The sequence below is a fragment of the Pseudomonas sp. UBA4617 genome (assembly GCF_002386445.1).
GTDB lineage: Bacteria > Pseudomonadota > Gammaproteobacteria > Pseudomonadales > Pseudomonadaceae > Aquipseudomonas.
This window is the reverse complement of the sequence record NZ_DGIR01000034.1, coordinates 136,327-150,369: the sequence shown is the minus strand read 5'-3', so window position 1 is coordinate 150,369 and position 14,043 is coordinate 136,327. Positions and strand designations below refer to the sequence as shown.

Here is a 14,043-nt window from a genome sequence, read left to right as displayed (position 1 = left end):
CTGTCGCTAGACCATCGCCAGGTGCTGCTTGCGCGTCGGCGGCGGGAACGCGCGGTCGATCGCCCGCAGGTCCTCGCTGCTCAAGGTCAGCGAACCCGCCGCCGCATTCAGCCGCACATGCTCGGGTGTCACGGCCTTGGGGATGGCGATCACCCCGTCGTTGCGGGTCACCCAGGCCAGGCTGACCTGGGCCGCCGTGGCGCCGTGTCGCTCACCGATTTGCGCCAGCACCGGGTGCTGCAAAAGGCGCCCAGCCTGGGCCAGCGGGCAATAAGCCATGGTCGGCAGGGCGCGCTGTTTGCACCACGGCAACAAGTCGAACTCGATGCCGCGCTGGGCCGGGTTGTACAACACCTGATTGGTCGCGCAATCGGGGTTGTGCAATTCGCGCAGGTCGTCGACATCGAAGTTGGACACGCCCCAGCGCCTGATCTTGCCTTGCTCGCGCAAGCGCTCGAATGCATCGACAGTTTCTTCCAGCGGGTGCTGGCCCCGCCAGTGCAGCAGGTACAAATCGATGCAATCGGTGCCCAGGCGCGCAAGGCTGCGTTCGCAGGCGGCTGCCATGCCGCGCCGGCTGGCATTGTGCGGGTAGACCTTGCTGACCAGGAACACCTGGTCACGGCGCCCGGCAATGGCCTGGCCAACGACCGTTTCCGCGCCGCCTTCGGCATACATCTCGGCGGTGTCGATCAGGCTCAGGCCAAGCTCGATGCCTTGTTGCAGCGCCGCCACCTCGGCCGCCCGGCGGCCTGGATCTTCACCCATGTACCAGGTGCCCTGGCCGATGGCCGGAACGCTCGAACCTGCCAGTGTCATGTAACGCATGTCACCTCCGGAATGCGGGTATTGGAAAGCAACACCTCGAGCAGCGCCTGCGCCGCCGTGGAAAGCCTGTGCTCGCTGAGGGCAATCACACCAATGCGGCGTTCGACCGTCGGCTCGACCAGGGGCACGCAGCGGGCACCCAGCTCCTGCATCTGGTTGATGCACAGCGCCGGTACGGCACTTACCCCCAGGCCGCTGGCAACCATGCGGCCGATCGTCGAAAGCTGGTGGCTTTCGAACGCCACCGCCAGTTTGCCGTGCCGTGCCGCCACGTTCTGCTCCATCAACAGGCGCACCGCCGATGGGCGCTGCAGGGCCACGAAGTCTTCGGCCAGCAGTTGCACCCAGCTGACCTGGGGCAATCGGGCCAGGGGCGAGTCGGCAGGCACCACGGCGACGAAGCGGTCCATGTACAGCGGGTGAAAGTCCAGGCCATCGATGTTGTCCGGCTCGAAGCCGATGCCCAGTTCGACGCGGCGATGGCGCACCAGTTCCAGTACCTGCTCGTTGATCACATCGTGCACGGTGACGTTGACCTTCGGGTAGCGCTGGCGAAACACCTTGAGCGAATGCGGCAGCAGGTTGCCAGCGAAGGCCGGCATGGCCGCCACCGACACCCGGCCCAGTTGCAGGGTGAAGCGCTGGCGCAGCATCTCTTCGGTGTCGTCCCAGTCGGCCAGCAGGCGCCGGGCCAGCGGCAACAGCACCTCGCCCTCGGCAGTCAGGCTGACGCTGCGGGTGGTACGGCTGAGCAGGGCCCCCCCCAGGTTTTCTTCCAGGGCCTTGATGGTCAGGCTCAGGGCCGGTTGCGAGACATGCAGGTGTTCACCGGCCTGGGCGAAGCTCTGGTACTTGGCCACCGTGACAAAGGCACGCAGTTGCTTGACGTTCATGACTGGCCTGCTGGTTGTTTTGCAAAAATTATCAATCGATGATGAAAACAAAATTAACAAATCAGTCGCTTGCGGTGAAGATGTCGTCACACGCTCACCGACAGCCTCGTCGGTTCAACAACTACAAAAGGCGGATCAGCATGGCCGGACTGGACAAGCGCGTTGCAACCTATGAGCAGGCCCTCGAAGGCCTGACCGACAACATGACGGTACTGGCAGGCGGTTTTGGCCTGTGCGGCATCCCGGAAAACCTCATCAGCGAAATCAAGCGGCGTGGCGTCAAGGGCCTGACCGTGGTCTCCAACAACTGCGGCGTCGATGGTTTCGGCCTTGGCGTGCTGCTGGAAGACCGGCAGATTCGCAAGATGATTGCCTCGTACGTAGGCGAGAACGCCGAATTCGAACGCCAGCTGCTCAGCGGCGAGCTGGAAGTGGAACTGACCCCGCAAGGCACCCTCGCCGAGAAGATGCGTGCTGGCGGTGCCGGCATCCCGGCCTTCTACACGGCCACCGGCTACGGCACCCCGGTAGCCGAAGGCAAGGAAGTGCGCGAGTTCAACGGCCGCAAGTACATCCTCGAACAATCCATCACCGGTGACTTCGCCATCGTCAAGGGCTGGAAGGCCGACCACTATGGCAACGTGGTGTACCGCAACACCGCGCAAAACTTCAACCCGCTGGCAGCCACCGCCGGCAAGATCACCGTGGTCGAAGTGGAAGAGATCGTCGAACCCGGCGTGCTGCTGCCCAGCGAAATCCATACCCCGGGCATCTACGTCGACCGCGTCATCGTCGGCACCTTCGAGAAGCGTATCGAAAAGCGCACCGTCAAGGCCTGAGCGCCGTCCAGCAGAACAACAAAGAGACCCTGACCATGGCACTGACCCGCGAACAGATGGCGCAACGCGTCGCCCGTGAATTGAAAGACGGCTACTACGTCAACCTTGGTATCGGCATTCCGACCTTGGTGGCCAACTATGTGCCCGCCGACATGGATGTCATGCTGCAATCGGAAAACGGCCTGCTCGGCATGGGCGAGTTTCCGACTGAAAGCACCCTGGATGCCGACATGATCAACGCCGGCAAGCAGACCGTCACCGCCCGTCGTGGCGCCTCGATCTTCGACTCGGCGCAATCCTTCGCCATGATCCGTGGCGGCCACGTCGACCTGACCGTGCTCGGTGCCTTCGAGGTGGACGTGCACGGCAACATCGCCTCGTGGATGATTCCGGGCAAGCTGGTGAAGGGCATGGGCGGCGCCATGGACCTGGTAGCCGGTGCCGAGAACATCATCGTCACCATGACCCACGCCTCCAAGGACGGCGAGTCCAAGCTGCTGCCGCAGTGCAGCTTGCCGCTGACCGGTGCCGGCTGCATCCGCAAGGTGCTGACCGACCTGGCCTACCTGGAAATCGAAGACGGCGCCTTCATCCTGCGCGAAACCGCGCCGGGGGTGAGCGTTGAAGAAATCATCGAGAAGACCGCAGGCAAGCTGATCGTACCGGATGACGTGAAGGAAATGACCTTCTAGGCATTCGCCGCACATTGCCCCTGTAACAGCGGCCTTGTGCCGCCAGAGGGCTGCGACGCAGCCCCGCGATTTTGGCATCGACGCCGAGATCGAGGGGGCCGCTTCGCGGCCCTCTGGCGACACAAGGCCGTTGCTACAGGGGTTTTGCGTTTGCTGATGTTTCCGATAATACCAACAAGAGGAATTGAACCGTGGCCGCTGAAATCCAAGACAGTCGCTCCGCCCGCTTTGCCTTGCGCTGCTCCAACTGGGCCGAACGCTGGTTCCCTGACTCCTGGGTGTTTGCTGCTCTGGCAGTGCTGCTGGTGTGCATCGGCGCGCTGGCCATGGGCGCCAAACCGACCGATACCGCCAAGGCCTTTGGCGATGGCTTCTGGAGCCTGATCCCGTTCACCATGCAAATGGCCTTCGTGGTCATCGGCGGCTACGTGGTGGCCAGTTCGCCGCCCGCCGCACGGCTGATCGACCGCCTGGCGCGCATTCCCGGCAATGGCCGCTCTGCGGTGTGCTGGGTGGCGCTGATCTCGATGCTGGCCTCGCTGCTCAACTGGGGCCTGTCGCTGGTGTTCGGCGGCCTGCTGGTGCGCGCTCTGGCGCGGCGTACCGAACTGCAGATGGACTACCGCGCTGCCGGCGCCGCCGCCTACCTGGGGCTGGGCGCCGTCTGGGCACTGGGCCTGTCGTCTTCGGCTGCGCAACTGCAGGCCAACCCGGCCAGCCTGCCACCCTCGATCCTGTCGATTACCGGGGTGATCCCGTTCACCGAAACCATCTTTCTCTGGCAGTCCGGGGTGATGCTGGCCGCGCTGGTGGTGGTCTCGCTGGTCATCGCCTACGCCACCGCGCCAGGGCCGAACAGCGCGCGCAGCGCCCAGGACTGCGGGGTCGACCCCAGCTTCAGCGCGCCACCGGCGCCGCAGCGCACCCGTCCGGGCGAGTGGCTGGAGCACAGCCCGATCCTGATCCTGCTGCTGGTGGCGCTGGCTGCCGGCTGGCTGTACCAGGAGTTCGCCAGCAAACCGGCAATTACCGCCATCTCCGGGCTGAATACCTACAACCTGTTGTTCATCATGCTCGGTGCCTTGCTGCACTGGCGCCCGCGCAGCTTCCTCGATGCAGTGGCCCGTGCGGTCCCGACTACCACCGGGGTGTTGATCCAGTTCCCGCTGTATGGCTCGATCGCGGCCATCCTCACCCAGGTAAAGGGCGTCGATGAACAGACCCTGGCCCACCACATTTCCGTGTTCTTCACCCAGGTTGCCACGCATGACACCTACGCCGTGCTGATGGGGGTGTATTCGGCAGTGCTGGGCTTCTTCATCCCCTCCGGGGGCGGCAAGTGGATCATCGAGGCACCCTACGTGATGCTGGTGGCCAACGACCTGCAGTACCACCTCGGCTGGGCGGTGCAGATCTACAACGCCGCCGAGGCGTTGCCGAACCTGATCAACCCGTTCTACATGCTGCCCCTGCTGGGTGTGCTGGGGCTCAAGGCACGTGACCTGATCGGCTTCTCGTTCGTGCAGTTGCTGGTGCATGTGCCGCTGGTGCTGGTGCTGCTGTGGGCGCTGGGTACCACACTGCAATATGTGCCGCCGGTCATGCCATGAAGTTCGACAGCAGGTGTGGGGCTGCGTAGCAGCCCCAGCATTTCCTCGGCAGTACACGTATCATTGCCAGGCCGCCTTCGCCTGGGAAACCCGCGTCACATGTCTATTCGATTGAAACTGCTGCGCAAGAAACTGGGGATGACCCTGGAAACACTGGCCGAAAAGACCGCCATGACCAAGAGTTACCTGTCCAAGGTCGAGCGTGGCCTGAACACACCGTCTATCGCCGCCGCGCTGAAACTGGCGCGGGCGCTCAACGTCAATGTCGAAGAACTGTTCGCCGAAGAACAGGCCGGCCCGGGCCGCTACAGCCTGGTGCGCCATGCCGAGCGTCAGGCCCTGGTGGGCGACGGGGCCGGGCCGGGCTACGCGGCCCTGACCAGCCAGGTGGGGCAACGCAGCCTGTTGCCGTTCCTGATCCAGCCGCCGCTCGAGTTCAGCGACCCCACATTCAAGGAACACCTGGGCGAGGAGTTCCTGTTTGTCCATAGTGGGCAGGTAGAAGTGGATTTCATGAACGAGCGGGTCCTGCTGGAGCAAGGCGATGCCCTGCATTTCAACGCTCAGACCCCGCACCGGTTACGCTCGGTGGGGCCACTGCCGGCGCAATTGCTGGTTGTTGTACACCACACCGAGGAATGAACGACGGGGCCTTGTGTCCAGGCTTCGGCTGTTCTCACCGATGAAACGTTGCCGCCAGCTAGGGCACACGCTCACGCACAATCTGCCTGTCGGTATTTTGACGAGTCGACCATGTGCTCATTGAATTTTATTATTGTGTCGGATCATTGACGCAGTGGGTTTGTGCTCATAAGCTCAATTCAACAGCCCAACAACTCCCGCAACACCACGCCAATAACTCATTGAATTTCCTCTTTAAAGGAGGGGCGTATGCGCACGGCTCTGATAATCAAGGCGATGTTTTTGCTGGCGTTGTTAAGTGGCGCGGCGCGCGCTGCGGATTTGTACATCAACCAGAACAGTATCATGCCTGTTTCAACCGCAGGTTGGTTGTTTGCCTTTGCTGTCGTGGGTTTTGTGGCGGTCGCCAATAGAAGGAAAATCTGAGCCTGCCGCGGGCTTCCTTGTCAATTTGCCAACCGTTGCTATATTGCCAGTAGCCCCTGAAGGTCCATGGTTGCAAACAATGCAACTCAGGCTGCACAGCGTCAAGGTAAGGGCGTCAAGGAAGGTGAGGCCGTCGCGGCGGGTGTAGGCCGCAAAGCGGAGCGAGAGTTGGCGGGCTGTTCTCATTCAGTGCTCTTCGTCGGGCCTTTGGGCCGGAGGGACCCTCATGCTGCGTTCAATGTTTGCCGTGCTTTGCCTGTTGGCGGTTTGGTCTGGTGCCGGCAATGCCGAGCCGAACAGTACCTACCTGCTCAGCCCCGGCGATGTGGTGATGGTTTCGGTGTGGCAGGAAGACAGCCTGCGTCAGGAAGCCACCGTATTGCCCGATGGCAGTATCACTTTCCCTCTGGCCGGGCGCATCGAAGTTGCCGGACTGGATGTGACGGCGGTTGAAAAACAAGTTGCCGCCAAACTCGAAAAATTCCTCCCCGACCCGAACGTCAGCGTTGTCGTCAAGAGCATCGCCGGCAACCTGGTCTATGTACAAGGCAAAGTCATCAAGCCCGGGCCGGTACAAATGGCCGGCCCTACCGCAGTGCTGCAGGCGCTGAGCATGTCGGGTGGCCTCGACAAGTTTGCCGATGAAAGCGAAATCAAGGTGGTGCGCGGTACCGGCACTTCCCAAAAAATACTGCCTGTGCGATATAAAGACCTGGTGTCTGGCAGGGATATGTCTACCAACATCCAACTTCAGGCTGGCGATACGCTGGTCGTTCCTTGATCTCGCCTTTAATAAGAACATTTGATGCCTCTTCTTAGAACAACTCGCATTGCAACTGCAATCCTGGTATTGCCATTTACGGACGCGGTGCTGGCGGCAAATTGGCAGTCGACGGTAGTGGTACCAACTTCGGTCGAATATGACAGCAACCCGTTGCTGCTGTCGTCGGGAGAAAAGGGCATAACGCGCACGATCATCGCGCCCGATTACACCCTGATCGGCACCTTCGATCGTGACGAACTGCGGTTGGGGCTGGGCATGCATGTGATGCGCTCGTCCGATACGGCAGTGGTGGACAACCGTGAGGACCCTGATGTGAGCCTGGGCTGGCAACGCCAGACCGAACGCGGGCGTTTTGGCCTGCTGGCACGTTACAACGAAAGCTCGACGTTGTCGGGAACGGTGCTGGATACCGGCGTGGTCACCACCGATGGCACGCAGAAGCTCTATACCTTGAGCGGCAACTGGAGCCAGGCCGTTACCGAGCGCAGCACGTTGAGCAACGAGACCACCTACAACCGTGCCCGTTATGACATCAGTACGCTGACGGGTTACGAGGAACTGGGCAACGTGTTCACCTGGACCTACGCCTGGAGCGAGCGGGCTGATGTGTATAGCCGCTTCGGTGTCCGGCGTTACGAGCCCGAACAGGACCAGACGGCGACGGCCTCGAACAGTTACAGCCCGGCGGTCGGGGTGAAGTATCAGTTGTCCGAAAGCTTCAGCGCCGATGCGCACGTGGGGGCCACTCAGGTCTCTGGTAGCGAAGGTGGCGGGCGCGGGGAGGGTGGTGTCGCGTTGCTGTACACCGGAGTGCGTGCGCTTGCCAGCTTCACCGCCGAACGCAGCACGGTAGCCAGCGCCGAAGGCGGCTTCGCGGAACTGGACCAGGTGCGCGGTGTATGGAGCTATGCGCTCGGTGAGCGCACCCGGGTAGGTGCCGATGCCGCCTGGCAGGACAGCAAAGGGCAGACGCCCAACACCCTGCAGACCTACAGCGTGTGGGCCAGCCGCGAGTTTTCGCCGTACTGGGACCTGCGCCTGTCGCTGATGTACAAGGAACGGCAGCAGGATCACGAAGCCGATGCGAGCGCTACGATCGTGGGTTTGACATTGACGTACAGGTACCCCGACATCTGAACTTCAGGCAGGTGGCCCCATGAAGTCCGATTACGAGCTGTCCCTCAGAGATTACATCGCCATAATCAAGGACCGGGCCCTGCTATTGGGGGGCAGCATCGTAGTCATTCTGGCGGCGACCGTCGCAGTTGCCGTGATGGTGCCACCCATTTACCAGGCGACCGGCACCATCCTGGTGGAGTCGCAGCAGATTTCACCCGAACTGGTCTCGACCAACAACACCAGTTTTGCCGATGAACGCATCGAGGTGATTCGCCAGCGGGTGATGACCCGCGAGAACCTGTTGCGCATCATCGGCAAGTACAACCTGTTTGCCGACCACCGCTTCAGCGAAAGCGACCGGATCGAGCAGATGCGCAGTGCCACCGTGGTCCAGAGCCTCACCACCTATGTACGCGGGCGCGGTGAAGCGACCGTGGCGTTCAATGTGTCGTTCGAGCACCGCCAGCCGGAAGTGGCCAAGGAAGTCGCCGACGAACTGGTCACGCTGTTCCTCAACGAGAACCTCAAGCAGCGCACCGAGCGCGCCAACGAAACCACCGAATTCCTGACCCAGGAAGCGAACAAGCTGGGGGCCGAGCTGGCCAGCCTGGAGAACCAGCTGGCGGACTTCAAGCAGGCCCATGCCAATGCCTTGCCCGAGCACCAGACCCTGCGCATGAACATGCTGTCGCGCTCGGAACTGGAATTCCGCGAGGTCGACCGTGACTACAAGGCCGCCCAGGAAGAGTTGCGTTACCTGGAACTGGAATTGTCTGCGGCCAATGCCGGGCTGGCCACCAAGGCCGTCGATGGCCCGCGGATGGCCGCTGCCGATGAAGCCCAGGACCTGCCAAGCCTGAAGGCCGAGTATGCCCGGCTGCTGAGCCGCTACAAGGAAGCTCACCCCGATGTGGTGGCGGTCAAGCGCAAGATCCAGGCCCTCGAAGCCAGCGGCAATGCCACGGCGGCGGTTTCCACCAGCAGCCTCGACGCTGCCCGTGTGCGGGCCAGGATCAGCGCGGCACAGGTGCGCATCGCTTCACTGGCCGAGCAGAAACGCGAACTGACCAGGAAGATGGAAGGCTACGAGGCCGAGATTCTCGAGGCGCCGCAGGTCGAGCGGGGCCTGGTCACGCTGATGCGTGACCATGACAACGCGCGCAAGAAGTATGAAGAAATCCGTGCCAAGGAAATGGGCGCGAAGATTACCGAAAGCCTCGAGCAGGAAAACAAGGCCGAGCGCTTTGTCCTGCTGGAGCCACCGTTGCTGCCGGAGAAGCCGGTCAAGCCCAACCGCAAGAAGATCGCCGCGCTGGGCCTGGTGCTGGCTCCGGCGGGCGCTGGGGCGCTGGTGATGTTGCTGGAAATGTTCAACCAGCGCATTCGCGGCGTCGGTGCTCTGGAGAACCTGCTGGGCCGACGGGTGCTGGTGGCGCTGCCGTATATCGACACCAAGGCCGACGTGGCCCGGCGCAGGCGTTGGCGCAACTGGCTGTTGCTGGCGGCGTTGGTGCTGGTAGCTATCCTGATAGTGCTGGTGCACGTGTTCTACATGCCACTGGATGTGCTGCTGTTGAAAGTCATGTCTCGGTTTGCATAAGGAAGCAGTGATGGACAGGACCAAGCCGGCTGTGGGCAACAATCTTCACCCGGTGACCCCGGGTACCCCCCAGGCCTTGTCACCCGCCCCCGGCACGGCGCTGGCGGAAGTGCCTGGCCAGTTCGATTACGTCAACACCAAGGTGGTGCCGCTGCGCGCGGAGCATCTGGAGCGCCACCGCATCGTGGCGTACAACAAGAACTCCAACATGAACGGGCCGATCGACCTGCTGCGCACGCAAGTGCTCAGGACCATGGAAGAAAACGGCTGGCGGACCCTGGCCATCACGTCGCCAACGCCTGAAGCGGGCAAGACCGTGCTGGCCATCAACCTGGCCATGAGTATCGCCCACTACACTACCCGGACCGCGTTACTGGTGGATTTCGACCTGCGTCGGCCGAAAGTCGGCAGTAGCCTGGGTTTGCCCATGGAGCAGTCATTGAACGAGTTCCTCAGCGACCAGGCCGAGTTGCAGGACTGCCTGGTCAACCCGACTTTGCCCCGGTTCGTGGTGCTGCCAACCCGGGTGCCGGTGCCGATGTCTACCGAAATGCTGTCCTCGCCGAAGGTGGGCAACCTGATCAGCGACCTGCGCAACCGCTATGAATCGCGGATCTGCATTTTCGATTTGCCACCGTTGCTCAGCTCTGACGATGCAATCACCGTGATACCCAAGTTCGACTGTGTATTGCTGGTGGTGGCCAACGGCATGAACAACAAGAAGGAAATCGAGGATTGCCTGCACCACCTGGCCAGGGTCAACCTGGTCGGCACGGTGCTGAACAAGGCAGATGAGCAACCGCGAACTTATTACTGAACCTTGCCTGCAAGCAAACCAGCGCATCCCTGTGGGAGCGGGTTTGCCCGCGCAGCAGGCGACCCAATACAGGGCCACGGCTGCGCCGGTGCGCCCTAGCGCTGGCGCACCGGCCACGGATACTGCAGTTCCCATTGCCAGGCATGCCGCACGATCTGCTCCAGTTCGGCAAATTCCGGGCGCCAGCCCAGCACACGCATGGCCTTGCCGGCATCCGCCACCAGCCGCGGCGGGTCGCCGGCACGGCGCGGGGCATCGAGGCTGCGTATCGGCCGGGCGGTCACGGCGCGGGCCATATCGATTACCTGCTGCACGGAAAAGCCCAGGCCATTGCCCAGGTTGAACGCGGTGCGCTCGCCGCCGGCCAGCAGGTAGTCCACCGCCAGCGCATGGGCCGCTGCCAGGTCGCTGACATGCACGTAGTCGCGTATGCAGGTGCCGTCTGCGGTGTCATAGTCGCGGCCATACACCGTGATTGCGTCACGCCGGCCCGAAGCGGCCTGCAGGATCAGCGGGATCAGGTGGGTTTCCGGGTCATGTCGCTCACCCAGCTCACCCTGCGGGTCGGCGCCCGCAGCATTGAAATAGCGCAGGCACACCGACTTCAGGCCATAGGCGCGGTCGAAGTCCTCGAGAATCTGCTCGACCATCCACTTGCTCAGCCCATACGGGTTGATCGGCCCCTTGGCATGCGCTTCGTCGATCGGCACATACTGCGGGTTGCCATAAACGGCAGCGCTGGAAGAAAACACCAGGTAGCGGATACCGGCGTTGACCATGGCCTGCAGCAGGGTAAGGGTCGCCGCGACATTGTTCTGGTAGTACTTGCCGGGCGCGCTGACAGATTCGCCCACCTGGATGAACGAGGCAAAGTGGAACACCGCATCGAAATGGCAAACGGCGAACAGCACGTCCAGCGCGGGCTCGTCGGCGATGTCCAGCTTCGCCCACTGCACGCCTGGGCCGGGCGCGACCAGGTCGGCGACCACCACCTCATGGCCAGTGCCGAGCAGGTGCTTGACCATGTGCGAGCCAATGTAGCCTGCGCCACCGACAACCAGAAACTTCATCCATGCCTCCCGGACTCTGCTGTTGTACAGCCGCAGTGAATCATCCCTGGTCGAGACCGGGCGGGCGCTTCAGCTACAGGTCTGTTTGAGGGTAGATGGCCATATGCCCTATTTCAAGAACAGCCAATTGGACATGTACTGGCCGTCCAGCGTGATGCGGTAATGCCCATCCTGGTAAGCCACCGGCAAAGGTTTCAGCTGGGCCGGCGCCTCGCGGGCGAACAGCTTCAGGCCGGCAGGCGCCTTGATGGTCAGGGTGCCGGCAAGCGGCTCGACGTTGAACGGTGTATTTGCATCGGCCTTGGGCACGGCACGGGTGCCCAGCGACACCAGCAATTCGCGCGACTGGCCCAGGGGCTGGCCGTCCAGGCTTTGCACCACGACGCTGGCATAGGGTGTCCTTGCCTGCATCTGGATAGCGCCAAGGCTGATCGAGCGGCCACCCAGCCAACCGGTGGCGGCTTGCGTCAGCGCGCTGTCGATGGTGTAGATGCCTTGTTGCCAGTTGCGTCTGAGTTCACCGGTGTCGGTCACCGCTTCGCTGGCGTTGGCCGCTAGCAAGGCTTGCCCCGGGTCCTGCAGCAGCTGTGCATCGGCCGGGATGGCCGCCGGTTGCAGCCAGGGCAGTTGCGGCGTCTGGGGCAGGGCGATCTGCAGTTGCCCCTTTTCCATGGCCGTGCGCAACAGTGGCGAATTGCGCGGGGTGATCTCCTGGTTGTACAGCATGGCGGGTGTCGGCGCGAATACGTAGCGGGTAGTGGCCTGGCGCACGTCTGCGCGGCGGTAGAGCAGGGCGGCAGCAGGCAGGGTGGCGAGCATGCCCGGGTCGTTGTAGGCGTGCCAGTTATCCGCCGTGCGCCAGCCGGGATTGAAGGCTTGCTGGCTGTAGGCATACTGCAGCATGGCGTCCCAGCCCTGGTGGCTGCCAGTAGCGGCCACGTACAGCGGCAGCGAATGGCGGTCGGGCAGGGGGAAGGGTTCGGCGTTCCACTCGGTGACGGTCATTGGCTTGCCGACCACCTGGGCGGCGGCCAGCCAGTCGATCATGCCGTCGCTGCTCAGCGGGTTCTTTTCCAGCTGGCCGTTGGCGCCGTAGCTGTGGGCATCGATCACATCGCCTGTGCTCAGTGCCGGCAGCGCACTAAGACCATTGCCGCCCCAGGTGCTGGTGGTGGCGATCGGCACTTTCACGCCGAGGTTGCGCAGGTGCGCAATCATCTCGACGTTGAACCGCTGCTCCAGGTCATTGAGGAACAGCTTCGACGGGCCGTGCTCCCAGGCACGCCAGACAAGGTCGCCCGGCAAGTCATGCTGGCGGGCGAACGCCCTGGCCGCGTCCATGTAGCGCGCGCTATGGCGGGGCACGTCCTTGTCCGGCAGCAAGGCGTTGCCGTAATGCTGGGTAAGGTCGTTCTCGTTGGTGATCAGCAGCGCCGCAATGGCCGGCTCGTCCTTGTAGGCCAGGCCGGTGTAGGGGTTGACGTGGCTCAGGTACTGCTCGGCAAAGCGCTGCATGGCCTGCTGGATGCTGCGGTTCACATAGGCGTAACCCTTCAGGTCGACACGGTCCTGGCCCTTGGCGATTTCATCGAAGTCGTCAATGTTGTCGTTGGCGGTAAGCGCCCGCTGTACATGCATGTCCAGCCAGACATAGATGCCTTCGTCCTTGAGCGCCTTGATCCACACATCGAGCTTGCGCAGCGACTCGGCATCGAGTTGGCGGGTAGTGCGCACCAGGGTGCCATCGCCGAACACGTTCGGGCTGACCCACGGCGAGTCGTGGTGGTGCAGGCGCACCAGGTTGAAGCCCAGGGCCGACAGGCGCCTGGCCTGCAGGCGAATTTCTTCGTCCGGGCTCTTGAACAATGCATAGGCGGACAGGTTGGTGCCCCAGAAGCGCGCCGGGGTGTTGTCGGCGAACATCAGTTGCTCGCCGACAGCCTTGACGAAGCCGCGCTTGCCTGCGGGCTTTTCCGCTGCGTTGAGAAATGACAGGTCTACCGGCGAGGTGCGCCAGTCCAGCTGGTCATCGGGCCAGCTGGCCGGGTCGGCCAGACCGAAGCGCTCGCTGGGGGTTGGCCCCAGGTCGATGTCGCCGGTAATGTTCAATACCGCCTTGATCTGCTGCCGACCGGCATTGATCGGGTCGTCGTAGATGAACGCACGCACCTCGGATGGGTTGCCGCGTTCGAAATACAACCTGGCCAGCGGCGGATCGAAGCGCATCTCGATGCGTCGGCCCTGGTCGGGCTTGCCCCATGACCAGCCACGCTTGCCGGGCAGCAGCTGTGGGGCGCCCATGTCCCCGGCAATGTGCGCCGGGTCGAACTGGAACACCAGGCCGCCGCCCATTACCCCGGCCTGGCGGCTGTGGGCGTCGAGGTCGAAGACCCAGCTCAGGGTTTGCGCCTGCGGCTTGCGGATATCCGCTGTCAGGTCGAAATCCAGTGCCTTGTTCTTACCCTGAAGGGTGTAGTGGTAGGGGCCGTTGACCTTGACCGTGGTCTCGAAGCCCGTCCAGCTCCAGTTGGCCGCCCAGAAGTCGAACCTGGCTTTCATCACCGGCCCACCGCCGTGGGTGACCGTGGGCAGGCCATTCTGTTCATCGACACTGGCTTGCCATTCCGATGCCCAGCCCGCCCATGGCAGCAAGGCCAGGCCAGCCATGGCCGAGGCCCGCAGGGTTTGAACGATTGAGCGGTGCAGGTGGGGCAGGTTCATAG

At 62.8% G+C, this 14,043-nt stretch carries 13 protein-coding genes; 9 read left to right on the top strand and 4 right to left on the bottom strand.

The features are described 5' to 3' along the window. Nucleotides 1-6 precede the first annotated feature (6 nt). Both B4L76_RS15015 and B4L76_RS15010 read right to left on the bottom strand, forming a co-directional pair. The gene (locus tag B4L76_RS15015; RefSeq protein WP_296233548.1) at nucleotides 7-828 is read right to left on the bottom strand and encodes an aldo/keto reductase; all 822 of its coding nucleotides are present in this window, start codon (nucleotides 826-828) and stop codon (nucleotides 7-9) included. Continuing rightward, nucleotides 816-1,721 (bottom strand): LysR family transcriptional regulator, encoded by a 906-nt coding sequence (locus B4L76_RS15010; RefSeq protein ID WP_296233547.1) that lies wholly within the window; start codon nucleotides 1,719-1,721, stop codon nucleotides 816-818. The genes B4L76_RS15015 and B4L76_RS15010 overlap by 13 nt, the downstream gene beginning before the upstream one ends. Nucleotides 1,722-1,861: 140 nt before the next feature. Here B4L76_RS15010 and B4L76_RS15005 point away from each other — a divergent pair, with 140 nt between their 5' ends. From B4L76_RS15005 to B4L76_RS14965, 9 genes are all read left to right on the top strand, one after another. Next, nucleotides 1,862-2,560, top strand: a complete 699-nt coding sequence (locus tag B4L76_RS15005; protein ID WP_225777952.1) for a CoA transferase subunit A — start codon at nucleotides 1,862-1,864, stop codon at nucleotides 2,558-2,560. A gap of 35 nt (nucleotides 2,561-2,595) precedes the next feature. Beyond that, nucleotides 2,596-3,252, top strand: coding sequence for a CoA transferase subunit B (locus B4L76_RS15000; RefSeq protein WP_186674200.1), 657 nt, complete (start codon nucleotides 2,596-2,598; stop codon nucleotides 3,250-3,252). A 191-nt stretch (nucleotides 3,253-3,443) separates the two neighbouring features. Next, complete coding sequence (locus B4L76_RS14995) at nucleotides 3,444-4,862, top strand: short-chain fatty acid transporter (protein ID WP_296233543.1); 1,419 nt, start codon at nucleotides 3,444-3,446, stop codon at nucleotides 4,860-4,862. A 99-nt stretch (nucleotides 4,863-4,961) separates the two neighbouring features. Then, nucleotides 4,962-5,504: a helix-turn-helix domain-containing protein gene (locus tag B4L76_RS14990; protein ID WP_296233542.1), complete on the top strand. Its 543-nt coding sequence runs from the start codon at nucleotides 4,962-4,964 to the stop codon at nucleotides 5,502-5,504. Nucleotides 5,505-5,753: 249 nt separating this feature from the next. Then, the gene (gene eppA, locus B4L76_RS14985) at nucleotides 5,754-5,930 is read left to right on the top strand and encodes an EPS-associated small membrane protein EppA (protein ID WP_289135584.1); all 177 of its coding nucleotides are present in this window, start codon (nucleotides 5,754-5,756) and stop codon (nucleotides 5,928-5,930) included. A 226-nt stretch (nucleotides 5,931-6,156) separates the two neighbouring features. After that, entirely contained in the window at nucleotides 6,157-6,711 is a 555-nt protein-coding gene (locus B4L76_RS14980; RefSeq protein WP_296233540.1) for a polysaccharide biosynthesis/export family protein, read from the top strand. A 24-nt stretch (nucleotides 6,712-6,735) separates the two neighbouring features. Next, a complete protein-coding gene (locus tag B4L76_RS14975; protein WP_296233538.1) occupies nucleotides 6,736-7,851 on the top strand; it encodes a hypothetical protein in 1,116 nt (371 codons plus the stop codon). 19 nt (nucleotides 7,852-7,870) lie between these two features. After that, nucleotides 7,871-9,433, top strand: a complete 1,563-nt coding sequence (locus tag B4L76_RS14970; RefSeq protein WP_296233536.1) for a GumC family protein — start codon at nucleotides 7,871-7,873, stop codon at nucleotides 9,431-9,433. Nucleotides 9,434-9,443: 10 nt separating this feature from the next. Continuing rightward, nucleotides 9,444-10,250, top strand: a complete 807-nt coding sequence (locus B4L76_RS14965) for a CpsD/CapB family tyrosine-protein kinase (protein ID WP_296233534.1) — start codon at nucleotides 9,444-9,446, stop codon at nucleotides 10,248-10,250. 95 nt (nucleotides 10,251-10,345) lie between these two features. Here the strand turns inward: B4L76_RS14965 and galE are convergent, their stop codons facing one another. Further along, complete coding sequence (gene galE, locus B4L76_RS14960) at nucleotides 10,346-11,320, bottom strand: UDP-glucose 4-epimerase GalE (protein ID WP_296233533.1); 975 nt, start codon at nucleotides 11,318-11,320, stop codon at nucleotides 10,346-10,348. A 108-nt stretch (nucleotides 11,321-11,428) separates the two neighbouring features. After that, complete coding sequence (locus tag B4L76_RS14955) at nucleotides 11,429-14,041, bottom strand: cellulase family glycosylhydrolase (RefSeq protein WP_296233532.1); 2,613 nt, start codon at nucleotides 14,039-14,041, stop codon at nucleotides 11,429-11,431. Nucleotides 14,042-14,043: the final 2 nt, after the last annotated feature.

What these genes read in the sequence shown, in the direction of transcription:
- B4L76_RS14965 (WP_296233534.1), top strand. Translation starts at nt 9,444, where the DNA reads ATGGACAGGACCAAGCCGGCTGTGGGCAACAATCTTCACCCGGTGACC.
- B4L76_RS14970 (WP_296233536.1), top strand. Translation starts at nt 7,871, where the DNA reads ATGAAGTCCGATTACGAGCTGTCCCTCAGAGATTACATCGCCATAATC.
- B4L76_RS14980 (WP_296233540.1), top strand. Translation starts at nt 6,157, where the DNA reads ATGCTGCGTTCAATGTTTGCCGTGCTTTGCCTGTTGGCGGTTTGGTCT.
- B4L76_RS14955 (WP_296233532.1), bottom strand. Translation starts at nt 14,041, where the DNA reads ATGAACCTGCCCCACCTGCACCGCTCAATCGTTCAAACCCTGCGGGCC.
- B4L76_RS15010 (WP_296233547.1), bottom strand. Translation starts at nt 1,721, where the DNA reads ATGAACGTCAAGCAACTGCGTGCCTTTGTCACGGTGGCCAAGTACCAG.
- B4L76_RS14975 (WP_296233538.1), top strand. Translation starts at nt 6,736, where the DNA reads ATGCCTCTTCTTAGAACAACTCGCATTGCAACTGCAATCCTGGTATTG.
- B4L76_RS14990 (WP_296233542.1), top strand. Translation starts at nt 4,962, where the DNA reads ATGTCTATTCGATTGAAACTGCTGCGCAAGAAACTGGGGATGACCCTG.
- eppA (WP_289135584.1), top strand. Translation starts at nt 5,754, where the DNA reads ATGCGCACGGCTCTGATAATCAAGGCGATGTTTTTGCTGGCGTTGTTA.
- B4L76_RS15000 (WP_186674200.1), top strand. Translation starts at nt 2,596, where the DNA reads ATGGCACTGACCCGCGAACAGATGGCGCAACGCGTCGCCCGTGAATTG.
- galE (WP_296233533.1), bottom strand. Translation starts at nt 11,320, where the DNA reads ATGAAGTTTCTGGTTGTCGGTGGCGCAGGCTACATTGGCTCGCACATG.
- B4L76_RS15015 (WP_296233548.1), bottom strand. Translation starts at nt 828, where the DNA reads ATGCGTTACATGACACTGGCAGGTTCGAGCGTTCCGGCCATCGGCCAG.
- B4L76_RS15005 (WP_225777952.1), top strand. Translation starts at nt 1,862, where the DNA reads ATGGCCGGACTGGACAAGCGCGTTGCAACCTATGAGCAGGCCCTCGAA.